General features: G+C 71.8%; 14 protein-coding genes. 9 read left to right on the top strand and 5 right to left on the bottom strand.

What is annotated here, in order from left to right:
• Positions 1-79: 79 nt before the first annotated feature.
• Positions 80-3,976: a serine/threonine-protein kinase gene (locus WMF28_RS13040; protein ID WP_437602517.1), complete on the bottom strand. Its 3,897-nt coding sequence runs from the start codon at positions 3,974-3,976 to the stop codon at positions 80-82.
• Positions 3,977-4,666: 690 nt separating this feature from the next.
• On the opposite strand from WMF28_RS13040, the gene WMF28_RS13035 reads away from it, so the two are divergent.
• The 5 genes from WMF28_RS13035 (at position 4,667) to WMF28_RS13015 (ending at position 13,949) form a co-directional block, all read left to right on the top strand.
• Positions 4,667-5,965 (top strand): protein kinase domain-containing protein, encoded by a 1,299-nt coding sequence (locus tag WMF28_RS13035; RefSeq protein WP_437602516.1) that lies wholly within the window; start codon positions 4,667-4,669, stop codon positions 5,963-5,965.
• 482 nt (positions 5,966-6,447) lie between these two features.
• Positions 6,448-7,689 carry a peptide-N-glycosidase F-related protein gene (locus WMF28_RS13030; RefSeq protein ID WP_437602515.1) on the top strand — a complete coding sequence of 414 codons (1,242 nt, stop codon included), beginning with the start codon at positions 6,448-6,450 and terminating at the stop codon, positions 7,687-7,689.
• A 445-nt stretch (positions 7,690-8,134) separates the two neighbouring features.
• On the top strand, positions 8,135-9,253 hold the full coding sequence (locus WMF28_RS13025) for a hypothetical protein (protein WP_437602514.1): 1,119 nt from the start codon (positions 8,135-8,137) through the stop codon (positions 9,251-9,253).
• Positions 9,250-11,448: a P-loop NTPase fold protein gene (locus WMF28_RS13020; RefSeq protein ID WP_437602513.1), complete on the top strand. Its 2,199-nt coding sequence runs from the start codon at positions 9,250-9,252 to the stop codon at positions 11,446-11,448. Before WMF28_RS13025 ends, WMF28_RS13020 begins: the two co-directional genes overlap by 4 nt.
• Positions 11,445-13,949, top strand: a complete 2,505-nt coding sequence (locus tag WMF28_RS13015) for a helicase HerA-like domain-containing protein (RefSeq protein WP_437602512.1) — start codon at positions 11,445-11,447, stop codon at positions 13,947-13,949. The genes WMF28_RS13020 and WMF28_RS13015 overlap by 4 nt, the downstream gene beginning before the upstream one ends.
• 133 nt (positions 13,950-14,082) lie before the next feature.
• On the opposite strand, the gene WMF28_RS13010 is transcribed toward WMF28_RS13015, so the two are convergent.
• Complete coding sequence (locus WMF28_RS13010; protein WP_437602511.1) at positions 14,083-15,678, bottom strand: outer membrane protein assembly factor BamB family protein; 1,596 nt, start codon at positions 15,676-15,678, stop codon at positions 14,083-14,085.
• A gap of 306 nt (positions 15,679-15,984) precedes the next feature.
• On the opposite strand from WMF28_RS13010, the gene WMF28_RS13005 reads away from it, so the two are divergent.
• The gene (locus tag WMF28_RS13005) at positions 15,985-16,362 is read left to right on the top strand and encodes a GNAT family N-acetyltransferase (protein ID WP_437602510.1); all 378 of its coding nucleotides are present in this window, start codon (positions 15,985-15,987) and stop codon (positions 16,360-16,362) included.
• Positions 16,363-16,390: 28 nt separating this feature from the next.
• Here WMF28_RS13005 and WMF28_RS13000 read toward each other — a convergent pair whose 3' ends face one another.
• A complete protein-coding gene (locus WMF28_RS13000) occupies positions 16,391-17,251 on the bottom strand; it encodes a hypothetical protein (protein ID WP_437602509.1) in 861 nt (286 codons plus the stop codon).
• A 444-nt stretch (positions 17,252-17,695) separates the two neighbouring features.
• On the opposite strand from WMF28_RS13000, the gene WMF28_RS12995 reads away from it, so the two are divergent.
• Both WMF28_RS12995 and WMF28_RS12990 read left to right on the top strand, forming a co-directional pair.
• A complete protein-coding gene (locus WMF28_RS12995) occupies positions 17,696-18,145 on the top strand; it encodes a tyrosine-protein phosphatase (RefSeq protein ID WP_437602508.1) in 450 nt (149 codons plus the stop codon).
• Positions 18,146-18,280: 135 nt separating this feature from the next.
• On the top strand, positions 18,281-19,369 hold the full coding sequence (locus WMF28_RS12990) for a HisA/HisF-related TIM barrel protein (protein WP_437602507.1): 1,089 nt from the start codon (positions 18,281-18,283) through the stop codon (positions 19,367-19,369).
• A 60-nt stretch (positions 19,370-19,429) separates the two neighbouring features.
• Here WMF28_RS12990 and WMF28_RS12985 read toward each other — a convergent pair whose 3' ends face one another.
• On the bottom strand, positions 19,430-20,902 hold the full coding sequence (locus WMF28_RS12985) for a protein adenylyltransferase SelO (protein ID WP_437602506.1): 1,473 nt from the start codon (positions 20,900-20,902) through the stop codon (positions 19,430-19,432).
• 162 nt (positions 20,903-21,064) lie between these two features.
• Here WMF28_RS12985 and WMF28_RS12980 point away from each other — a divergent pair, with 162 nt between their 5' ends.
• Positions 21,065-21,571, top strand: a complete 507-nt coding sequence (locus tag WMF28_RS12980; protein WP_437602505.1) for a hypothetical protein — start codon at positions 21,065-21,067, stop codon at positions 21,569-21,571.
• Between the two features lie 34 nt (positions 21,572-21,605).
• Here WMF28_RS12980 and WMF28_RS12975 read toward each other — a convergent pair whose 3' ends face one another.
• On the bottom strand, positions 21,606-23,750 hold the full coding sequence (locus tag WMF28_RS12975) for a hypothetical protein (protein ID WP_437602504.1): 2,145 nt from the start codon (positions 23,748-23,750) through the stop codon (positions 21,606-21,608).
• Positions 23,751-23,760 lie beyond the last annotated feature (10 nt).

Here is a 23,760-nt window from a genome sequence, read left to right as displayed (position 1 = left end):
GCATGACCCGGCGGCTCCCTGCGCGCGGCGCGGCGCGCGCGGGCCCACCAACCACCTCCCTCGATTCGCTGATGAGTTATTATTCTACTTTTTCCCGCACTGCCGCGCCGGTGAAAGGCGATGATGCAGCGGCAAGGTGGGTGTCCGGAGCGTCCGTTTCTGTCAGCTTCGTCAGCTCCGCGTACCAGCGACGGAGGCGACCGCCCATGACGGTCGGAATGGTGGCGGCGGCCGCGAGGCCGCGCTCGAGCTGCGCCCGGGCATCGACGTGCCGGCCGCGGCGGAGGGAGGCGAGGGCCCGTGCCTCGAGCACCTCGATCCGCTCCTGCCCTACCGAGCAGCGCGCGGACCGCTCCTCGAGCGCGGCCCACGCGGCGCCGTCGTCGTCGCGGGTCGCGAGCTCGATCATCGCGCAGAGCACGTCCTCCGAAGGCTTCAGCGCCTCGCAGCCGGCTTCATCCTGCGCCGCGCGGAGCCGCAGGGCGATCCCGCGAGCGCCCGCCTCGTCGCCCTGGTAGAGGCGCAGGCGCGCGGTCAGGAGCGCCACGGCGATCGACGCGTGGCGATCGCCGCAGCGCGGCGCTGTCGCCTGGACGGCGCACGCATGGGGCGTCGCGGCCGCGAGATCGTCCATCAAATACAGGTACTCGGCGAGGTTGTAGCGGCCGACGAGCTCGAGCGCGGGCTGGCCGAGGTCGTGCCCGAGCGTGATGGTGCGCTCGAAATCGGCGATCATCCCGGCGCGGTCGCCCTGGAGGGCCCGCGCGAGCCCGCGGTTGTTGAGCGCAGCGCCGAGGTGCATGAGATCGCTGCGCTCCTCGCAGCTGAGGATCACCGCGTCCAGGTCCCGTGCCGCCTCCTCGACGCGGCCGAGGCTGGCCAGGATGAAGCCGAGAAGGAGCCGGGCGATGAGGTACGTCTCGTGCCCCTCGTCCCCGAGCCGCGCAGCTTGCGCCGCGGCGCGCGTCAGCACCGCGGCGGCCTCGTCCTCGCGGTCGACGCGGTGGAGCGAGCGGCCCACGCCGAGGAGCAGGCGGGCGCCGAGCAGGGGTGAGGCCACCCGGTCGGCGAGGCGCTCGGCGGCCGCGACCCGCTCGCTCGCGGCCCGGTACTCGCCTGTCCAGTCGAGGAGCATCGCCTCATCGAGGAGGAGCTCGATCTCCGCCCCTGGCTCCGACGCCGCGGCCGCCTCGTCGCGCGCCGCGGCGAGGTCGGCGAGGGCCTCCGTGTGGCGCCCGAGCCGGAAGCGAGCGAGGCCCCGCGCGCGGCGCGCCGCGGGGAGCAACGCGCCGAGCAGCGCCTCGACGCGCCCGTAGCAGCCCTCGGCGTCGAGGTAGGCCCGGCGCGCGGCCGCGAGCTCGGCGCCGCGGACGAGGAGCGACGCCGCCCGGGCGGTCAGGCCGCCGCGCTCGCAGTGCGCCGCGAGCACCAGCGGATCGGTCTCGCCCGCGGCCTCCAGCCAGTCGGCGGCGAGGCGGTGGCCGAGCGCTCGATCGTCCTCGGTGAGCTGCGCGTAAGCGCCCTCGCGCAGGAGCGCCTGGCGGAAGGAGTACGCCTCCTCGCCGGGGAAGCGGCCCTCGCGGTGACGGACGCAGAGCTCCCCGGCGACGAGCGCGGAGAGGTGATCCGCGAGCGGAGCGGCCTCGCCGCCCCCGAGCAGGTGCGCGACGGCGCCTCGCCAGAACACCTCGCCGAGCACGCTGGCGGCGCGCAGGATCCGGCGCGCGGGGGGCGAGAGCGCCTCCAGCCGAACCTGCACCATCGCCACCACCGTCTCGGGCAGCGCGTCGCCCCGGCCTTCCGCCGTCGCGCGGATCAGCTCCTCGAGGAAGAAGGGTTGGCCCTCGGACTGGGTGGCAAGACGATCGATGACGGCCCCGTCGGCCGCGTCGCCCAGCGCCTCCCGCGCGAGCTGCGCGCACGCCCTCGTCGAGAGCTGCCTGAGGCAGAGCTCCTGCCGCCCGCGCTCGGCCCAGAGATCGTGGTGCGCCTGCTTGATCTCCGGGCGCGCGGTGGCGAGCACGACGAGCGGCTGGTCCGCGAGCTCGCGCAGCGCCGTGTCGATGGCCGCGACGGAGGCGCGATCGGCCCAGTGCACGTCCTCCAGCGCGAGCACCACCGGCTGGGCCGCGCACTCGGCGCGCAGGAAATCGCGGAGCGCGCGCTGCATCTGGTCGCCGAGCAGCTCGGGATCCTGCCGGGCGGCGCGGAGCGGGAGGCTGTCCTCGTCGGGGAAGGGCACGCCGGCGAGCTCGCCGAGGAACTCCTCGATCCGGCGCCGATCCGCCTCGGGCACGCGGCGGGCGACGCGGGCCCGGAGGAGCGCGCGCCGCTCCTCGATGGGCTCGCCGCCCTTGATCCCCGCCGCGCCCCGGAGCGCCTCCGCGAGCAGGCCGCCGATCGATCCCGCGCGCAGCGGATCCCCGAGCCCCGGCCAGATCTCCGCGGGCGCACCGGCGCGCCGGAGGGCCGCGAGGTGCTCCTGGAAGAGGCGGGACTTGCCCATGCCCGCGGCGCCGATGATGAGCACCGCCCGGGCGGCGGGCTCGCCGGCGCACGCGGCGAAGGTCTGCTCCAGCAGGCGGAGCTCGTGATCGCGGCCGACGCAGGGCGTTGGCCTGCCGAGGAGCGGGCGCCACGGCTCGGCGGCGCCGCGCTCGCCGCGAAGCTCGAGGGCGCCGGACGTGGTGATCGCGGCCTCGAAGCGGGCCTCGATCAGCCCGGCCGTGATCTTGTCGAGGAGGATCCGCGGCGCGCCCGTGCGGCCCGCGCTCCGGAGCAGCTCCGCCGCGCGCTGGATGGCGTCGCCGACCGGCAGGCCGCACCCGAGCTCGCCCCAGCCGACGGTGATCGCGATCGGGCGATCAGGGACGCGCTCCCGCAGGGCCAGCGCGCAGCGCGCGAGCTGCGCGGCGACGTCGGTGGGCACGTGCGGGCGGCCGAAGATGAGCACCGCAGTACCGTCGGCGAGCAGCTCCAGGCGCCCCTCGAAGCGGGCGGCGACCTCCCGGAGCGTGCCGTCGTCCGCGCCCACCTCGCCGACCGAGAGGGTGGCGTCCAGCGCGGAAGCTGGCGCGCGGCCCACCACCGCGACGCCGTGGAAGCGGCGCTCGCTGCTGGTGAGCGCGGAGCTCGCCGGTGCCGGGATCAACCCGCCGTGGACCTCCTGCGTCGCCAGCGCGGCGTGGGCCGCGGCCCCGTCGCGCGGGCGCCGCGCCGGATCCTTCTCGAGCATCTGCGAGAGCAGCGCGTCGAGCCACAGGGGCGCGCCGGGGCAGCGCTCCGACAGGCGCGGCGGCTCGTCGAAGATGATCCTGGCGAGGAGGGCGATCAGGTGATCTGCCTGGAACGGCGGGGCGCCGGTGAGGCACTCGAAGAGCACGCAGCCGAGCGAGAAGATGTCGGCGGGCGGGCCGACATCTTCTCCGCTGCGCGCCTGTTCCGGGGCCATGTACTCGGGCGTGCCGACCAGCACCCCGGCGCCGGTGATCGGGACCCTGCCCGGGAAATGGGCGATCCCGAAATCGAGGAGCTTGGGCTCCGCGATCCGGCCGCCGACGAGAAAGATGTTGGCCGGCTTGAGATCGCGGTGGACGATCCCCCGCGCGTGGGCGGCGTCCAGGGCCGCAGCGACGCGCGCCCCGAGCTCCACCGCCTCGTCGACCGTGAGCCGCCGCCGCGAGAGGAGGCGGGAGAGGTCCTCTCCTTCCAGCCATTCCATGACCAGAAAGGGCGTGTCCTCGCGCGCCGCGTTGTAGGCAATGTACCGGACGATCCCCGGGTGCGCGAGACGGGCGAGGAGCTCCGCCTCCCGCGCGAAGCGCTCGAGGTGGTGCGGCGACGGATCGTGCAGCACCTTGGCCGCGACCCGCCTTCCGGTGGTGACGTCACAGGCGCGGTAGACCGCCCCCATCCCTCCGGTCTCCGCGAGCGCTTCGACGCGGAAGCGCCCCCCCAAGAGCTCCCCCGAGCGCACCCGTCGAGGATAGACGGAGAACGCGGTTCGTCCAGCGATGATCTGGATTCTGGCCGCGGTTCCTGCGCGCGCGGCGCCCCGGACGCATCAAGGGCCAAGGGCGCCGCGGCCAGAACAAGAGAGAGCACACAGGGAGACGGGGAGACGGGGAGGAGAGATAGAACTACAGACCAAGGGGGAGAGGCGAGAGGTGGGGACCATCGTCCAAGCCTGCTCGCTTGGGATCGAGTCATCGGAGCGTGCTGCGTCCGAGCTCGCTCCCGACGGAAATAACATCGAGGTCGTCCACCACGGCCGGCGAACCGATCGGCGGACGCTATCGAGATCACGTTCTGACCTGGGCGAGGGCGCTCGCCATGGCGCTGATTCACCACCCTTGAGCACCTTATGGTGAATCCGGAGACTCCCGAGCCAGGCGATTCCATCGTTCCTGATGTCAGTTTCGCCCTCCCGGTGGTACTGTGACCGACATGCCCCGGTCTCGGTGCCCAGGAGCGTTGTCGCATCAGCGCGTCAATGAGCTTGGACACGGCGACGGCACGGAGGGTACCGCTCGTGTGGCAAGCATCGGCTTCCGGTGGACGATCTGACGCCAACCTCCAGATGGCGGACAGCGCGCGTGCCGCTGCGGCGCGCTCTGACTGCTCCGGCGACGCCGGTCCCGCTTCTTCCGCAGCCGGGCGGGGCGCCGTGGCGCAGGACCCGCGGCGCAACCAGCTCGTCGCCGGGCGGTACAAGCTCTTGCGGCGGGTCGGACGCGGCGCGATGGGCGAGGTGTGGCTCGCGCACGACGGGGCCTTGCGGGTCGACGTCGCGCTCAAGCTCCTCGCGGTCCAGCGCGAGCGCCAGGCGGGCGCCGCGCTGGAGCGCTTCCGGTTCGAGGCCCAGGTCGCGGCGCAGCTGGCGCAGAAGACGGACCACGTCGTCGCCGTGCGCGACGTCGGCGACGATCCTGCCGTGGGTCCGTACCTCGTCATGGGCTACGTTCGAGGTCGGTCCCTGAGGCAGCTCATGCAGGAGCGGGGACCGATATCCCCGGCGGAGCTCGCCCCGCTCCTCGGCCAGATCGGAGAGGCCCTCTCGGTCGCGCACGGCCTCGGCATCGTGCACCGCGACGTCAAGCCGACGAACGTGCTGCTCGAGGAGGAGCGCAGCGGTGAGGTGCGCGCCAAGGTCGCGGACTTCGGCATCGCCAAGTGGATCCGAAAGGAGCTGCCTGCCGACTTCCCCCGCCGAACCGCCGACGGCGTGGTGCTGGGCACGCCGGCGTACCTGAGCCCGGAGCACGCGTGCGACGGGGACACCAGCCCGCACTCGGACATGTGGGCGCTCGCGGTCGTCTCGTACGAGGCGCTCACGGGCCGGCTGCCCTTCCCGGGCCACACCATGAGCGACGTGCTCGCCTCGATCCTGGCCCGAGCGCAACCGGCTCAGCCGGCGCTGTACCCGGAGGCGCTGCCAGCGCTCTCGGCCTGGTTCGCGCGCGCCTTCGCCCTGGATCCGACGGAGCGGTTCCCCTCGATCGAGGCCATGGTCGCCGCCTACAAGGCCGCGGTCGGCCCGTCGGGTGAGCCGGCGCGAGCCGAGCCCGCGCGCCGGGGCAAGCTGGGCCTTGCGGCCGGCCTCGTCGTGGCGCTTGGCGTCGTGCTGTCGACCGGCGCGCTACGGGCACAGGCCCAGGTCCCCGCCGCGCTGCGGGCGTCGAGCGTCGACGCGCGCGCCACCTCCATCGTTCGCGCCGCGCAAGCGCGCATCGCAGCCCAGGCGAGCCCACGCCCGGCAGCGAGCTCAGGTGACGCCGCGGCGGTGGGGGCCGCCGTCCCCGCGCCCGACGAGGCCGCCGTCCTCGCGGACGCGCCGCGCCCCCTCCCCGCGCAGGCCGCGCGCCCGGCCGACCCCCGCCGGGCGCCGCGGAGCGCGCGCGTCCCCCGCGCGACGGGCGCGCGAGGCGTGCCCACCGAAAGCGAGCTGCTCAGGACGCGCCACTGAGCGGTCGTCGCCGATCAAGCAGTCTTGGGGAAAACCGGTGAAGACGTACAGCGAGCAGCCGTCTGCCGAGAGCATCTGCCCACTGTGATTCAGAACGTAGACGAGCCCATTGTCCCCGAGGGGGCACGCCGAGCGCGACCAGCAAAAGCTGAAGCGGACGACGTGATCGAGCGAACGTCCGACGAATCGCACCGGAGCGAGATCGAGAGCGTCGCCGTCGATCACCTTCAGGCCAGGTCCATCAAGGGCTGCGCTCTTTCGGGAAGGCATCCTCCATCCAGCGATTGAACAAGCAGCTGCGGTCGCTCGGTCTCTCGAGCCGTCAGATCCGAACGCGATCTGATTGGGCACCGGGCAAGGAAGGGCTCGACTGAGACCCTTCTTGGATAACTCGAATGCCCTAATCAGGACACCCCCACCTGGACGTGGTGGGTCCGCCGCTCCAGCGCGACATCGAGCCGGCGATCTGATAAGTTCGACGAATGAACCTGCGTCGCGCGATCCCATCCTTCTGTCTGTCGGCCCTGCTCGCCGCGTGCACGAATGAACAGCGCTCTGACGTGGGCACAGGCGGAGGCACCGGGACCCCCGAGAGCACCGGCAGCACGAGCGCAGTGACCGGGACCAGCGCAGGCACTGGCGGCGCTGGCGGCGCTGGCGGCACGGGCGGCACGGGCGGCAGCGGCGAGGAGCCGGCCCTCGGACCCGAGGAGGTGCCGGTGCTGGAGAACATCGTGTTCTACGACGGCTACGCCGCGACGGTGGACGAACCGATCCCGGACGGCGTGATCCGCCACAACAACTCGCTGGTCGCGACCAGGTTGACCGACGAGCTGCTCGCCAAGGTCCAGACCACCCTGAAGGTCCGCGTGGTCGTGGGCGCGCTGTGCGACAACTACGACCGACTCGGCTCGGTCAACCTGGCGCTGGTCCCCAAGGGTGCCCAGACCTACGTTTCCGGCGAGGTCGACCGGATCGAGGTCGCGCGGTTCGTCACGCCGTTCATGAACATGAACAAGCAGCCGACGACGGTCCCCTACGAATGGGAGGCCAGCAACCTCGTGCCGATCTTGAAAGACCCCGACCTCCTGGCCGATCATGATTTTTGGTTCGAATTGAGCATCTTCGGCGTGCCTTACGCCGCGAACGACGAGGTCGCCGGTTGCGCTGGTCGCGATGACACGCAGCTCGGATCGCTGCGGTTGTATACCGACAGCGCGCAGGAGGCCCAGGACTTCAGCGTCCTGTTGCCGCTGGCGATCGGCGAAGACTTCAACAATTACGCCGTGGGCGCCAGCGACAAGGTCGGCACGACCCGCAAGACCGTCAGCTTCGAATTGCCGGCAGATACACAGAATGCACAGCTCGTGTTGATCACGTCGAATCACGGCGCCAACCAGCGCGGCGAGGAGTATATTCGCCGCGAGCATTACGTGTACGTCGACGGCGAGCTGGCCTTGCAGTACAAGCCCGGGCGCACGTCGTGCGAGCCGTTTCGCAAGTACAATACCCAGAGCAACGGTATCTACGGGCTGTCCCCGCGCTCGGACGAAGTGTGGCAGTCGTCCAGCAATTGGTGCCCTGGCGACGTGATCGACACCCGGATCGTCCCGTGGGGGGCCGCGAGCGCCGGCATGCACGAGTTCGTGATCGACGTCCCTGACGCGACCTTCGCCGACGGGCAGGGCAATTTCCCGTTCTCGCTCTACGTGCAGGCTCGGTGAATGCGTCCCGTCGACGTTCTCGACGACCTGTGTCGCGACGCTCTCGGGCGGCGCTCGCTGGCCGCAGGGTTCGCATGGGCCTGGGCCCCCCGCCCCGCCGCTCACGGAGCTGCCTGCGGGATGACACGACGTGTGCCCATTCGTTCACAGATCTGCCTGCAAAATGACACTACGTGTGCCCATCCGTTTACAGATCTGCCTGCGAAATGACACTACGTGTGCCCATCCGTTTACAGATCTGCCTGCGAAATGACACTATGTGACACCCGGTAGCCTCGCCCCGGGCTCCACGGCGGGGTGTGCACCTCCCAGCGCCAGCGACACGAGCTGCTCGCCGCCCGCGTCAGCGCGGTGGAGCGGAGCCCCTTCCCATGGCTGGACGCCCGGGTAGTCTCGGCCACCAGGGAGGTGGGTCACGAACACGAACCGCGTATCGAGCTCGCGCGTGCGGGCGACGACAACGAAGACGACGGCAGCCCGGAAGAGCAGCGCCGAGGAGCCGAAGAAGGTCGCCGCGACCCGGAAGGCCGCCGCGCCGAAGGAGAAGGCTCCCGCAAAGCCGAGGGCCGCGGCGAGCAAGAAGGCTCCGTCGCCCTCGCCGGTGTCGAGGCTCCTCGGGGTCCTCGAGTCGCAGAAGCAGCTCGGCGGCGCGTCGTACCCGCCGACGCTCGAGCGACTCGCGGAGCTGACCGGTGACACGCCCGCGGTGACGGCCAAGGCGCTGACCACCAGGGAGGCGAAGGCGCGCTTGCTGCTTTCCCGCGGCGTGGGAGGCAAGAAGAAGCCAGCGCCCGGTACCACGCTCGTGCTGCTCGCGGACGACCTCCAGGCGGTCGCGCAGTCCGACCGGCTCCTGGAGCTGCAGCTCCAGTCAGCGCGCACGGCCGGCGCTCCCGCGGTCGCTCTGGCGCAGCTCCCCAAGGGGCTCCTGCCTGCCTTGAGCCGCGCGTTCAAGGCGGCGCTCGATCAACGCGTCACCGAGCGCCGGCTCCCCCGGACCGTGGGCGCCTTGACCGGTAAGAAGCCGCTGTTCTTCTTCATCGCAGACGCCGTCCTCCCGGCCGCCGGCGCGCCTGTGCACCCCGCCGCGCCCGCGCCCCACGGCGCTCCCCGCCACGCGGCCCTCGACGGCGCTCCCCGCCACGCGGCCCTCGACGGCGCTCCCCGCCACGCGGCCCTCGACGGCGCTCCCCGCCACACGGTCCCCGACGCCCCCCGCGACGCCGCTCCCCACCCCGCGGCCGCCGACGCCGACGCCGACGCCGACGCCGACGCCGCCCCCGCCCCCGCGCCCTTCACCGATCGCTTCGACGCCGCCTTCGCCGCCCTCGACCGCGACGCCGGCGGCCACAACTACGTCACCCTCCACGCCCTCCGCGCCGCTCTCCCCGACGTGCCGCGCGCCGTCTTCGACGCGGAGCTCGCCGCGCTCCGGCGGCAGCGGCGCTACTCGCTCGACCCGTCCGACGGGCGCCACCACCAGATGGCCGAGGCGGAGCGCGACGCCGGCATCATGGAGGCCGGCAACCTGCTCGTCTACGTGGCGCAGAGGCACGACGCATGAGCAGCGAAGAGCCCACCTTCGAGCGCTTCCTCGCGGCGGTCCGGGGCACCAACCCGTTCCGCAGCCACCGCATCACCGACGTCGGCAGCACCGAGGCCACGGTCGCGTCGATCCACAAGAACGCCTTCAACAAGCTCGTGCGCGTCGTGCAGGACGCCGCGAAGGAGCCGACGAGCCTCGGCGCGCTGCTCATCGGCGCCCCCGGCGTCGGCAAGAGCCACCTGCTCGCGCGGCTGTTCCAGTGGGCCGGGGAAGACAAGGCGACCATCGTCTACCTGCACAACATCCTCGCCTCGCCCGAGCGGATGCTCCGGTACGTGCTCAACGCGACCGTCAGCGACCTCGCGGGGCACCGCGGGAGCGACTACACGCAGTCGCGCCTCTACACCATCCTCAACCGCGCCCTCATCCGGACGGGCGCGCTCAAGGGCCGCAAGATGATGACGGGGCCCAAGGCGATCGAGGCGCGCAAGGAGGCGCTGGCCCGCCTCGGCGCCCAGATCGACCCGCAGAACGCGGTCATCCCCGCGCTCAACGCGTTCCTCACCGGGACCTCGCACGGGAGCCTCGGCGACGCCGGCGCCGAGAGGCGCGCCCACGCGGCGGTGCTCTGGCTCTCCGGCGAGACCCTCGGGCCCGACGAGGCGCGCCTGCTCGACCAGGCGGCCGGAGACGACGGCCTCGCCCTCGCGGACGACGCCGCGGTGGAGCGCGTCCTCCACGTCCTCGCGCACCTCTGCGCGCTCGCCGAGCTCCCGCTCGTGCTCTGCCTCGACCAGATCGACAACCTCGATCCGGACGCCGTGCGCGCCCTGATGTCGTACGCGCACGCGCTGCTCGACAGGGCAAAGCACCTCGTCGTCATCGTCTCCGGCGTGAAGCAGTCCATGCTCTCCATGCGCGCGGGCGAGGTGATCCCCGCGGCCGCCTGGGACCGGATCGCCGAGCGGATCCTCGAGCTGCACATGATCTCGCCCGAGGAAGCCCGCGCCATCCTGGAGGGCCGGCTCGACGCCGCGCTCTCCGGCTTCGAGGAGAAGGAGATCGAGGAGGTCATCGCCGCGCGGAAGCGCGATCGGCTGTTCCCGCTCGGCGGCGAGTGGCTCGAGCAGCGCCTCGACGGCGTGCAGGAGCTCCGGCCGCGCGACGCGATCCTCTGGGCGCGGGACCGCTGGGAGGCACAGCAAGATCGGCTCGCGGCCGTCGGCGGCAAGCGCTGGCTCAAGGAGTGGCCCGGCCCGGGCGACGACAGACCGAGGCCGCCCGTGGCGAAGCTCGAGGACGTCATCGACGCCGAGGTGAGGAAGAAGCTCGAGGAAGGCAAGAACCGCCGCCGGCTGCAGCAGGCGTCGCTCCCGCCCGACGAGGACAACCTCGCGAGCCTGACGCACCACCTGCTCGCCAGGTGCGCCGGCCAGGGCGGCTCGACGCTCCTGAGCGTCGAGCACCTCACCCCGAAGAAGCGGGGCAAGGCCCCGGCGTATCACCTGCTGGCCAGGGAGAAGCGCGCCGACGGCGTGATCGTGAGCACCGGCGTGACGTTCCTCTGCGCGCCGAGCGGGCACGGCGCGCGGATGCCGCTCCAGCGCATGGTCGACGACACGAAGCACACGGACAAGCGCATCCTTGTCACCGACGAGGAGCGCCGCCCGCTGCGGCTGGGCGGCGCCGGCAAGGCCGCGTACGACGCGCTCTGCAAGCTGGGCCGCCAGCGCTTCCTCCACCTCCACCTCGACTTCTCCGGGCACGCGGAGCTCGACTCGCTCGCGGGGCTCCTCGGCGCCGCGAGGAGCCAGGACCTCGAGATCGAGCACCCGCGCGGGCAGTACCGCAAGGTGACCGAGGCCGAGGTGATGGCGTCGTTCCACCGCCAGAGCCTGCTGCTGGCGCCCCCGGTGCTGCGCGAGCTGCTCACCGAGGAGATCGTGAAGGGCGGCGCGGACTCGGTGCCGCCTCCGGCGTGGGATGCTCAGCAGACGCGGGAGCACATCATGGCCGAGCTGTCGTGGCGCCTCGGCCTGATGGCGAAGGAGCTCGCGCAGATCTTCGCGACCCGCAAGAAGCTGCCGGAGAAGCGCTTCCCGGAGGTCTGGTCGCACCTCAAGAAGACGGCGCAGGCGCTCCATGACGAGGGCCACGTCCACGCCACGGCGACGGACGACGACCTCTTCGTCCAGCTCCAGAGCAGGAAGTGAGGCTCGTCCACGTCAACGTGACCCAGCTCCGCGTCGCGGCGACGTGCCCGAGGCTCCACTGGTTCGACACCCGCGCCACGGCCGAGCGGCAGGACGGGAAGAAGGTCGTGAGCCGCATCTGGCGCAAGGGCGGCGCGGCGCCCGGCTGCGGCGCGCTGTTCCACACCGCTGTGGAGCGCTTCAACGCCGCCGCGCGGAGCTCGGACGAGGTGCTGTCGGCGCTGGAGGCCGCCCGCGACGCCATGAGCCTCCAGCAGGCGCTGATGCGCTGGTTCAACGCCTCGTGCCTGAACCTCGACGCGCTCGCGGCGCGCCCGGTGCCGCTGCGGCTCGGCTTCATCTCCGCGGTCCAGCTCTACATGGAGGAGCTCGCGCGGCTCGCGGTGCACGCGAGGGCGGCCGGCCTGCCCGCGGCGGAGCTCCGGAGCCAGCTCTTCGGGGACTCGCGCAAGCGGGTCGACGTGACGTTCCACGTGGGGGAGGACGTCCACGTCCACGTGACCGGGGCGATCGATTACGTGTACTTCGATCCGCGGCTCGGGAAGCACCGCATCGTGGACTACAAGCTCACGCCCGCGACCTCCCCGAACAGCGATCTGTTCCAGGTCTTCACCTACGCGCTGATGCACCATCACCAGCACGGCACGCAACCGGACGTGGCGGTGTTCTATCTGCACCCCACGCGCAGCGTCCGGGAGGCGCGCTGGGAGGAGATCGCGGCGAAGCGCGGCAAGGTCTACGAGCTCATCGCCAGCATGGTGGCCTGGTCCGACCACGCGCTGGGCGCCGGGGGGCTGGCGCCGCCGGGCGACCGCGCGAGCTGCGACGGCTGCAAGCACGAGCGCTCCGGGGCGTGCGTCGCGGAGCTCGGCCCCAAGGACGGGGGCGCGTGGGACCGCCGCTGGACGGCGCTCGAGGCCACCCGCGGCGGCGACGCGCCGACGGAGCGCGAGCGCGTCGCGGCCGGCGCGCCGGGGGCGGACGGGCCGACGGCCGGCGAGCCGATGGCGGACGAGCCGATGGTGGAGGACGATCCCGAGCTCGACGAGGCGCAGGCGGTCGTGAAGCCGGCGGCCGAGCGCCCGAAGCCGGCGCCGGCGCCGGGCCGTGGGCCCAAGGCGCCGGCGGAAGCTCCGCCGAGCGGTGAGCGCGCGACCCCCGCGGAGCTCGATACGGCAGCGAGGCCGCCGGGGGCCCGGGCCGCGAACGTCAGCGGCATGCTCCTCGGGTTCGACGACGGCGGCTCGCCCGTCTGCATGGACCCTGCGGTGCTGCGGACGCACGTCTCGGTCGTCGGCGCTGCGGGGAGCGGCAAGACCTGGATGGCCAAGATCATCGCGGAGGAGGCGCTGCGCGCCGGTGTTCCCGTCCTCGCGATCGACCCCCAGGGCGATCTCGTCCAGATGATGGAGGCGCGCCCGCCCGCCGACGTGCCGGCGGAGCTGCGCCGCGCGTGGGAGGAGCTCCAGGAGCGCATGGAGCCGCGCATCCTCACGCCCGGGTCCTCGCACGGCCAGAGGCTCTGCCTCGACCCCCTGCGGCTCCCGAGCGCGAGCGAGCTCTCGCACATCGCGAACCCCGCGCTCCGCGCCGAGGAGGAGGAGGGCCTGCTCGTGGCGGTGGCGGCCAACCTCGTCAGCCTGTGCGCGTGCGGCGGTGAGGAGGAGTCGCAGCGGACGTTCCTCTATCAGGTGCTGCGGCACCTGCCGCGCGCGGCGCCGGTCCGGCTGAGGGACATCGTGGCCGCCGTCACCGCCCCCGAGGACCTGGGCATGGACGAGGTGGAGAGCCTCATCCGCAAGTCCGAGCGCGAGCGGCTCGCGCGCCGGCTCAACACGTTCGTGCAGGGCCCGTCGGCGCGGCTGTTCTCGGGGGGGACGCGCCTCGACTTCACCGAGCTGCTCCGGCCCTCGAAGCCGGGGCGCGTCCCGCTCAACATCGTTTACCTGAACGCGCTCAGCAACGACGACGAGAAGCATTTCTTCCTCGCGGCCCTCGCGACCGAGCTGTACCGCTGGATGATCACGACGGTGGACGCGACCTCCGGCGGCGTGAACCTGCTCTTCTACATCGACGAGGCGCGCGACTGGATCCCGGCCGGCGGCAGCAAGCCACCCGCCAAGCAGCCGCTCATCCGGCTCTTCACCCAGGGCCGGAAGTACGGCGTGGGCTGCTTGCTGTGCACCCAGAGCCCTCGCTCGGTGGATTACAACGTGTTCGGCAACACGAGCACGAAGCTCATCGGGCGGCTCGAGGCGTCCCAGGACGTGGATCGCGTGATCGACTGGTTCACGATCGAGGGCGGGGCCCCTCCCTGGGTCGCCGCGCGCAAGGGGGCGCCGAAGGGGAGCTTCGTCGCGCGCTGGCCCGACATGCCCGCGGAGCTCGCGGGGCGCGCGTTCAAGGGGCGAACGCTCTTCACGCGCCACGCCGGCGCGTGGTCGCCCGACCTCGTGGAGCGGGCGGTGACGGCGGCGGGGCTCCGCGGCCCGGGCGGGTGACGCGCCGGGCGCGGGCGGGTTCATCACGGCCTGCCTCCCCCATCCCGATCAGCGGTCCGCCGACCTCACAGAGCGGAAGTGATCATGCCGTGCATGCAGTGTAGGGGCGAGATGAGCCGCTCGCGTGCTCCGTTCAGCGTGGACCGCAACAGCCGAACCACCTCCCACCCGGGCAGCGCTCCGGCAAGCCGAACGCGAACAGCGTGTTACCCGGCGTGCCGATACCGAAGCTCTCGTAGCCGCTCCCCCAGTACACCGTGCCGTCCACCACCGCCGGCCCGGCGTTGACCGAGCCGTCGGCCGGATGGCTCCAGAGGACGGCGCCCGTCGCGGCGTCGAGCGCGTGGACGTTGCCGCTCATCGAGCCGCCGTAGACCAGGCCGTTCGCGACCGTCAGCGGCCCCCTGGTCTGCGCGCCCGGCGTGGGATCGGGCGTCTGCCACAGGATGTCGCCCGTGGCCGCGTCAAGCGCGCTCCACGATCCCCAGTGGATGACCTCCCCGGACGGCTGCAGCGTGTACTCGACCTGGCCGTTGTTGCCGATCGGCACGTAAATCCTGCTCTCGTCCACGGCGACGCCCCACATGATGCCGCCCAGCTCCCCGCCGGGGCCGACCAGCGTGCTCCACACCACGCTCCCGTCGTCCCTGTCGAGCGCCCAGAAGATACCGCTCTTCTGGCCGGCGCCGACAAGATCGCGGCGCTCCGCCCCCGCGCCGGCCGTGAAGAGCGTGGCGCCCGTGCCGAAGTCGTAATCCGGGCCCGCCGGATCAGGGCACCAGTCGCCCCCGAAGTAGCACGCTCCCGTCCAGGCGTCGAAGCCCTGGAGCCGCCGCGCCCACTTCAGCGCGCCGGTGCGGAGGTCGAGCGCGAGCACGGCGTCGATGTAGTTGTCTTCCGCGAGGCAGGCCTCGGCGGCGATGGCGTCGTCGCCGGCGGCCTCCACGCACGCGGAGACGGAGGGCGGCACGGTGTAGTTGTTGCCGGTGGCCACGTACAGCGTGCGGCGCTCGAGGTCGATCGCGGGCGCGCCGCCCCAGACCGCGCCGCCGGTGTAGCCGGCGGGCACCGTGTAGCGCTTCCAGAGCAGCGCCCCGGTCCCCGCGTCGAGCGCGACCACGCTGCCGCGGAAGCTGCAACACGGATACGCGTTGTCCGCCGCGAAGAGCTCCTCGCGCGAGGAGACGCCCACGTACACGCGGCCGCCATGCACGACGGGAGACTGCGTGATGATCGCCGCGGGGTGCGGGTCGAGCTGCGTCTTCCACAGGAGATCGCCGGTGCGGCTGTCGACGGCGAGCATGTGCGCGCCGGCCTGGGTGCCGAGGAACAGCGTGTGGCCGTGGAGTGCGGGGCTCGTGCGCGCGACGGCGCCGGGCGTGCCCGTGAGGCCTGCGATCGTGCGCGTCCAGAGCGGGAGCCCGGTCTCGGCGTCGAGCTTGTACAGGTTGCCCCCCCCGTCCGGAAAGTAGATCGCGCCGTGGTCGACGGCCGGCGTCGCGGGCACGATGCCGCTCGTGGTGAAGGCCCACTTCACGGCGAGCGACGCGGCGTTCGCTGGCCCGATGTCGTTCTCGCCGCGCGCGTAGTGCGTGTTGGCGAGATCCTTGCCGTGGACGGTCCAGCGCCCGGCCCCCCTGCCCATGGCCGTGCGGCCCAGGACGACGCAGAGCACGGCGAGACATGCGGCCGCCACGATCGCGGACCGCACCCAGAAGATGCGCTTCATGATGATCCTCCTGGGACATCGATGTCAGCGACGATCGGCGGCCCGACACGTCAGCTCCGTCGCCTCTGCAACACGAAGCCCCGAGGATACGTCACGCGGAATCGAGCAGCGCGTCAATCGGGTAGCGGAGATTGACGAAGCGCGGGAGCGATCCGGAACAGTTGAAGGGCGTGCTCGCCCCGCTGAGGACCCAGCGCGCCGCGGTGATGTAGTCGTCAGAGGCGCCTTGTCGTCAGCGAGGCGTGTGCGTGGGCGCTCGCTGCCGGCCTGCGCACCACCAAGAGCGCCCGGTCGGCGGGCAGCTCGGTGAGCTGGAGCGCCGATCGCGCGCGCCAGGGTCCCGGCCGGCGGCAGCAAGCCGCCCCGCCGTCCGGTCGACTCCTGCTCTGCACCGTCGACAAGGTCCCGCATGGTTGCGTCGCGCTGCGCGCCATCACCGCCGAGGACTGCGAGATGAAGCGGCTGTATGTGCGGCCGGGGCAGCGCGGCCTCGGGCTCGGGCGGCGGCTCGTCGCTCGGGTGCTCGACGAGGCTCGCGCGATCGGGTACCGGCGTATCTACCTCGACACGTTGCCGTCGATGGCGCGTGCCGCGGCGATGTACGAGGCGCTCGGGTTCAAGGACGTCCCGCCCTACCGGCACAACCCGGTCGCCGGCGCCCGCTACATGGCCCTTCCCTTGTGACGGGCCGCTCGACGGGCTGGGAGGACCGTCACTCGGCGGTGCAGTCGGGCGCCGCGCTCGGGTCGGCCACCCACGCCGCGAGGCGCGCGGTTCCGACATCGCCCCACGCATCGTGAGCGAGCTGATTGAGCCGGCACCACTCATGGCGTGTCTGCTGGATCGCGAGCGACTTCGCCGCCTCATGCTGCGCCGTGCGATCCGACAACGAGCTCTTGTCCTTGCTGAGCTCGTCGTGCGTCATCGCGACAGGGGCCGGACAGTCGTCGCCTGGCTCGTAGTGGACCGTACCCGAGACGAGCCCATGGGCGGTCGTCCGCCGGTGGCGGACCGTCACGACCGCGTACTCCGGGTACGGGGCCTCCGCGTCGCGAACCAAGGCCGTCTGCCTCGGCTTGTCGCCCTGCACGACGACGAAGCCCGTCGACGGAATCGCCGAGTACGGCGCGAGCCGGGGGAAAGCGGTGAGCGACTGATCCACGAGGGCGTCGCCGCCGAGCTCGACCCAGTTCGTGTGGGAGTAGAAGTCCTGCACCGCGTGCAGCGAGCGGGAGAAGGCCAGCAGGGCCAGGGCATCTCCGTCCAGCAGCGCGATGCCCGGGCCCAGCGCTTTCACGGCCCTGGCCTGGTACTCGGCGACGAAGGCGGCGCCTCCGCTGAAGTTGCAGTCATCGAAGTGGGCGGCATTGAAGAGAAGGAACGTGGGGTCCGTGGACACGTTGCCGGCGATCAGGGCCTTCAGCACGGCAGGCTTCAGGAACGCCAGCGCGGTGCTGGTGATCTCCTCGTGGTTCGGCTCCCCCGGCGCCGTCGAAAATTCATGGGCGCTCTCGTCGAGCGCCTCGACCGTTCCAGTCTCGCCGGCGCAGCCGAGCGTCAGCGCGAGACCCATGACTCCCAATCCGAGCGCAGCGTGTTGATGCATGATGCGTGCGATTGCAAAGCGCGATCCAGGCGTTCGAGCCGAGCGCTGGCTGGATGAAACGCACGCGAGGAGTTTGCACGAACGCGCCGGCGGCCGACGACGGCACCTCATCCCCCGCCGTCATCTCCCACGCGCGACCTGCACACCTGCCCCACTGCGACATTTCGCCACGCGCTTCCGCGAAGGACGCGATGGTGAGAGTCGACGTCCACCGGCCGTTCATCGCATTCGAGCGAGAGGATCTTGCTTCCCCCCGGCCCCGCCGATATGGCGGACGGCCATGGAGGCCGGCGGTTGAGCGCGATGTTCCAACCCACCAACTACCGAGATGTGGGCGAAGCCCTCGGCCTCTGGTTCGACGTATCGCCGATCCCAGCGGGCCGGCTGCTCCGCGGCGGGCGATTCGACCTCATGACGACGGCCAGCGATCTCGGCTCCCCCGGTACGATACTGAATCTCCGACGCGGCCCCGACCCTGGTCATCTCACAGGGGTCACGTATGTACATGTCGCCGCGGACGATGACGTCGAGAACTACGACACGCGGCAGCGCCGGGTGAGGAGCTGGCTCGGCAAGGCCCTTTCGGTGCTCGCGACCCCCGAGCTCGCCTGGCCTGTCTACGTACACTGCACGTCGGGAAGAGACCGGACCGGCGTTGTCATTGCGGCGGCGCTGCTCGCGCTCGACGTGCCACGACAGATCGTCGCGGAGGAGTACCTCCTCAGCGACGGCGCCGACTCCATCGCCATCGAGCGGGCCATCGACGGCATCGTGGAGTGGCTGCCGTCCGCCGCGATCGACAGGACAAAGCTGCGGGACGCGCTCACCTCGGACGGACGGCGTGGAGCCCGCACGCTCTAGACTGGGACATCGTGCATGCTTCCTCGAGCCGGAGGAGGAGCTTCCCGGAGCGCGAGGTCGCGTCTCTCGGCGAGCTGCTCGGCAAGACCGGCCGGCGATAGCGCTCCGGTCGGGGCGAGTGCTAAACACCTGCCCGTGACCTCACCGCTGCTCTCTCCTTTCTCCTTCCCGAACGGCCTCACCGCCAGGAACCGCGTCTGGCTCGCCCCGCTCACGAACGGGCAAAGCCACGGCGATGGCTCCCTGGGCGACGACGAGCTGCGCTGGCTCTCCTGCCGCGCGCAGGGCGGCTTCGGCGTCGTCGAGACCTGCGCCGCCCACGTCGCCGAGGACGGCCAGGCCTGGCAGGGCGAGCTCGGCGTCTTCGCCGACCGGCTGCTGCCCGGCCTGCGCCGGCTCGCGACCGAGATCGCCGCCCACGGCGCGCTGGGCCTCGTCCAGCTCTTTCACGGCGGCCTCCGCGCCAATCCCGAGGTATCCGGCGTGCCCACGTGGAGCGCCAGCGCCGTCGCCGAGCCGGACCTCCCCGTCCCCCGCGCCGCCACCGAGCAGGACATCCTCCTCGCCATTGACCGCTTCCGCGACGCCGCGACGCGGGCGCTCTCCGCCGGCTTCGCGGGCGTCGAGCTGCACGGCGCCCACGGCTACCTCTTCGGCCAGTTCCTGTCCGCCACCCAGAACCGCCGCACGGACCGCTGGGGCGGCGCGTGGGAGAACCGGGCTCGCCTCCTGCGCGAGGCCCTCCGGGCGGTCCGCGCCGCGGTGCCCGCGTCCTTCGTGGTCGGCGTGCGCCTGTCGCCCGAGGACTGGGGCCAGGCCAAGGGGCTCGACCTCGACGAGAACCTCACGCTCGCCCGCTGGCTCGCCGAGGACGGCGCCGACTTCCTCCACCTCTCGCTGTGGGACTCGAGCAAGCCCTCGCAGAAGCGCCCGGACACGCACCCGCTGCCGCTGTTCCGCGAGGCGGTCGGGGCGAGCCTGCCGCTCGTGGCCGCCGGCGGCGTCTGGACGCGCGCCGAGGCCGAGGCGCTCCTCGACAAGGGCGCCACCGCGGTCGCGCTGGGGCGCGCCGCCATCGTCAACCCCGACTGGCCACAGCGGATCGCCGACCCCGCGTGGCAACCGCGGCGGCCGCCGCTCACGCGCGCCGAGCTGTACGAGCGCGGCGTCTCCGAGACGTTCGCCGGGTACCTGCGGCGATGGAAAGGCTTCGTGGCCGACTGACGGCCACCCTCACCCGAGACGTCGATCGGAGGGAGTGAGGCCCCCGGGTGCGATCCGCCGTCACGTCCCGCAGAACGTGTGCTGTACGCGCTCGTCCAGCCGCGGGGGCTCGCTCAGATGGGCGTTCTCCGGCTGATCCTCGTACGGTCGCGCGAGCACCCGCACGAGCGTCTCGAAGGGCTCGAAGTCGTTCCGGAGAACGGCAGCCTGGATGAGCGCCTCGATCCGATGATTGCGCGGGATGAACGCCGGATTGACGAGCCGCATCGCGCTCGCGCGCGCTCCGCCGTCGACGTCCTCCCTGGCGAGCCGCCGGCGCCACCCCTCGGCCCAGTCGCGGAAGGCGCCGGGCTCCGCGAACAGCGAGGCCACCTGCGCGTCGGCGGCGGGGTCGGCCGCGGAAGCGCAGAGCCGGCGGAAGAAGACCGTGTAATCGACGCCGTTCGACGCGAGGCGCTCCAGCAGATCGGCGGCGAGCGCGGGATCTTCGTCCTCCTCGCGCGCGAGCCCCAGCTTGGCGCGCAGGACGCGCTCGTGCGCCTCCACGAACAGGCCGGTGAAGCGCTCCACGCGCTCGGTCGCCACGCGGATGGCCTCCTCCTGGTCGTCGGCCAGGAGAGGCAAGAGCGCCTCGGCGAGCCGCAACATGTTCCACTGGGCGATGCGCGGCTGGTTCCCGAAGGCGTAGCGACCGCCCCGATCGATCGAGCTGAACTTCTTCGCAGGATCGTATTCGTCGAGGAACGCGCACGGCCCGTAGTCGATGGTCTCGCCCGAGATCGACGTGTTGTCGGTGTTCATCACGCCGTGCACGAAGCCGACCCCCAGCCAGCGCGCGACGAGGCTGGCCTGCGCCTCGACGACGCGATCGAGCAGCGCCAGCGCGTCGTTGCCGCTGCCCACCGCCTCGGGGTGGTGCCGGGCGAGCGCGTACGAGGCGAGGGTGGCCAGCGCCTCGCGGTCATTGCGCGCGGCGAAGAACTGGAACGTGCCCACGCGAATGTGGCTCGCGGCCACGCGCGTGAGCACCGCGCCGGGGAGCACCTCCTCGCGATAGACCGGCTCGCCCGTCGTCACGGCGGCGAGCGCGCGCGTCGTCGGCACACCGAGCGCCGCCATGGCCTCGCTGACGACGTACTCGCGCAGCACGGGCCCGAGGGCGGCGCGCCCGTCTCCGCCGCGCGAGAACGGCGTCCGCCCCGCGCCCTTGAGCTGGATGTCGCGTCGCCTGCCGTCCTTGCCGACGACCTCGCCGAGCAGGATGGCCCGACCATCCCCGAGCTGCCCGACGAAGCTGCCGAACTGGTGCCCGGCGTACGCGAGCGCGATCGGCTCCGCGCCCTCCGGCAGCGCGTTGCCCGCGAGCACCTGCGCCCCCTCCGCCGAAGCGAGCTGCTCGGCGTCGAGCCCGAGCACCTCCGCGAGCGCGCGGTTGACCTTCACGAGGCGCGGCTCGCGGACCCGGGCGGGCGAGACGCGCGCGTAGAAGCGGTCCGGGAGCCGGGCGTAGGTGTTGTCGAAGGCGAACTTCATCGGCGAACCTCGTGGCGGGTGGGAGCCAGCAGCGTCCTTTGAGCCGTCGTTCTACAGCAATCCACGCCTCCGCGCCGCCCAGCAAGCGAGGGAGCGCAAAAGCGCGCCTCGCCGGTGCGGTGGTCGTCAGCCGGCGCCCGGTCTGGTAGCGTACGCGTCGAGGTGCCTGTGCTCAAGCTGCCGAAAGATCTCGTCGCCGATCCGCGCCACGACGCGGTGTCCACCCTCCTCACGAAGCACGCAGGGTTGCTGTGGGAGAGCGGTCGAAACCGGGTGGCGAGCCTCCCGATGACCGAGGCGCTGGCCACGGAGCTTCGCAATGCGCTCCTGGCCGAGCACGCCTGCCACGGCCTCGAGCTCATCGCCGACAAGCTCGCCAGCGAGCAGAAGGGGCTGGATGCGCTGGCCAGGAAGGCCCCGGAGAGCCCGCAGAACGCCCGCGCGTCTCGCCTCCTCTTTCTCGCGAACGATGGCAGCACCCGCTTCTATCGCGACTGCGACGCGCTCCTCTCCCGGTACCGACAGCGCCTCATGGCCTGCCGGCTCGAACTTCCAGGCGAGGCGCTGGGCGAGAAGGTCACGGGGAGCCCGAGGCTCATCCGGAGCGTGCTCGTCTCCGACAAGAAGGTCACCGCCAGGGCGCTGCTCGCCCTGCTCCCGCCGGACTGACCCTGGGCGACGGGAGAGCGGCGGGCGAACGACGTCAGTTCGACGTGGTGACCGGGTAGCGGTAGAAGCTCTGCGCCCATTCGATGGTCCAGATGGCGGGCTCCACGTACACGTTCTTGTCCTCGCCCAGGATCATCTCGCGCTTGATCTTCGCCATCGCCGCCAGGAAGCCGCGACGGTCGTCCTCCATCTTCGGCCTCATCACGCTGGAGGGGGGGTACAGCTCCCTGACCTGCGCCACGGTCTGCTCGTCGTCGATCCACCGGTCGACCCCGCGCTCCCCGGCCGGGAGCGGGCCTCCGCTGTCCAGCCAGTCGCGCAGATCGTTGTCCCCGCGGCTCACGCCGTCCGCGTGGCAGCCGATGCACGAGCTGCCGACGTTCTGGCGGCGGTCCGGGATGGCATAGCCGATCTCGCTCGCCAGCCTCGCGTCCGTGAGGCCCCGGTGGAGGCGGGGATCTCGCACGGCGTTGACCATCGAATCGATCCGGCGCTGGCCGAAGCCGCCCCAGAGGGCGTACCCTTGCAAGCCGTTCGGCAGATCCCAGATGACCGCCTCCTCGGACTGCTGCATCCCGTCGGTCCCTGTGTAGTAGCGGCAGTTGGAGAACTGCGCGCCGGCGTAGCTCGGCTGCGGGTCGCACCCGGGCGGTGTCGAGTTGAACGGCTGCGCCAGGGTCGCGATGAAGCTGAACGTCGCCGGCGCCACGCCGCCGCCTGTCCCGCTGACGAACTTCGGGATCGGGTACGCCCAGAAGGGGAACCGGATCTGCCCCGTCGCGTACGCTTCCTCGATCGTTTTCACGCCGTCAGCGAGCTGCCCGGTCCAGACGTCCCACGTCTTCCAGTAATACCCGCCGCTCGTCGTCCTGGCGCGCCAGTACATGCGGGAGTCGATGGGGTGGGCCTCCTTCGTCACCATGTACTCGTACGACTTCATGCCCTCGTCCTTGATCACGCCGAGCTCGGCCTCGAGATCGTGCGCGTACCAGGGGATGGCCATGATCGCGCTGTACACGTCCGGACGGGTCAGCGTGAACACCAGCTGGCTGGCCTCGATGTAATCCGTCTTGAACCCATCGACGAAGGGCGGCAGCGGATTGCCGGCCGAGGCGCCCTCGACGTTGCCCGCGAGGACGCGCCCCCACACAAGCCGCGCGAAGCTCGGGTCTCGCTGGACCTCCGCCGTGTAGCCGTATTTCTCCTTCGTCGTGACGTCGCTGCCGACCGGCTCGCCCAGGTAGTTGACGGTCGTGTACCCGAAGAAGACGTCGTCGTCCGAGCCGCCGAAATGGAGCCTTGTGACGCCCTTGTTGTAGCCCCAGTAGTCGCGGGTATCGAAGCGGTACACGATGCCCTTGCCGTTGATGTCCACCGGGTTCGCGACCTCGGGCGCCCAGCGCGCGGTGGAGTTCAGCGCCTTCGACAGCGCCACGCGAGCCACGTTGAGCTCGTCCGCGGAGACGCCGGCGTTGTGGAGCTCGTGCAGCGAGGCGTACTTGATGAACTCCGCGTCGGCCGCCGGGATCCCGGCCCTGTCCGCCTCGATCCAGCCCGTCACGTCCATCCCGGAGATCTCCTCGTCCATCGGGACGGGGCGCGGCGCCTCCGGGAGGGTCGGCGCGACAGCGGCGGCCCACGCCTGGACGGCCTGGAGCATCTGCCGGTTCGCATCCATGCAGTTCGATCCGAAGCAAGCGTGCCGGTCGACGCCCATGCGGACGACGAGCTTGGAGTCCGCCGGCTGCTTGAAGCTCACGCGCGTGAGCGCGTATTCGTGCGCCAGCTCGGCGTCGACGTCGGCGATGAGGGGCGCGGTGGCGCGGGTCTCGGTGCTGTGGCAGCTGGAGCAGCTCGCGCGCAGCAGCGGATAGAGGGTCGACGTGAAGGCCGCCAGCGAGACCGACCTGTCCACGAGCAGCGGGCAGACCTGCTCGACGTTCACGCCGCCTCTTCCATCGCTGATCTCGTTGTACCCAGCCTCGCAGTCCGAGATCTCCACCGAGCCAGCGCCCGTGCTGCCTCCGGCTCCCGGGCCGCTCCGTGTGCCGGTGCCATGGTCACCGCCGCCGCCGTCATTGCCGGGGCCATAGCCCAGGATCGAGATCCCGCACGCGGCGTTGAGGAGCGCGAGCGCCGAAGAGCAGCAGAGTGGCGTCAGGGCATGGAAGAGCCTCATGACAGAGCGT

The sequence above is a fragment of the Sorangium sp. So ce590 genome, assembly GCF_051521365.1.
In the GTDB taxonomy this organism is placed as follows: domain Bacteria; phylum Myxococcota_A; class Polyangia; order Polyangiales; family Polyangiaceae; genus Sorangium.
This window is presented reverse-complemented; position numbering and strand designations above follow the sequence as displayed.

Bases quoted from the DNA above. Each gene is read 5' to 3' on its own strand.
- WMF28_RS12985 (WP_437602506.1), bottom strand. From the start codon at position 20,902: ATGAAGTTCGCCTTCGACAACACCTACGCCCGGCTCCCGGACCGCTTC.
- WMF28_RS13030 (WP_437602515.1), top strand. From the start codon at position 6,448: ATGAACCTGCGTCGCGCGATCCCATCCTTCTGTCTGTCGGCCCTGCTC.
- WMF28_RS13000 (WP_437602509.1), bottom strand. From the start codon at position 17,251: ATGGGTCTCGCGCTGACGCTCGGCTGCGCCGGCGAGACTGGAACGGTC.
- WMF28_RS13020 (WP_437602513.1), top strand. From the start codon at position 9,250: ATGAGCAGCGAAGAGCCCACCTTCGAGCGCTTCCTCGCGGCGGTCCGG.
- WMF28_RS12975 (WP_437602504.1), bottom strand. From the start codon at position 23,750: ATGAGGCTCTTCCATGCCCTGACGCCACTCTGCTGCTCTTCGGCGCTC.
- WMF28_RS12995 (WP_437602508.1), top strand. From the start codon at position 17,696: ATGACGACGGCCAGCGATCTCGGCTCCCCCGGTACGATACTGAATCTC.
- WMF28_RS13010 (WP_437602511.1), bottom strand. From the start codon at position 15,678: ATGAAGCGCATCTTCTGGGTGCGGTCCGCGATCGTGGCGGCCGCATGT.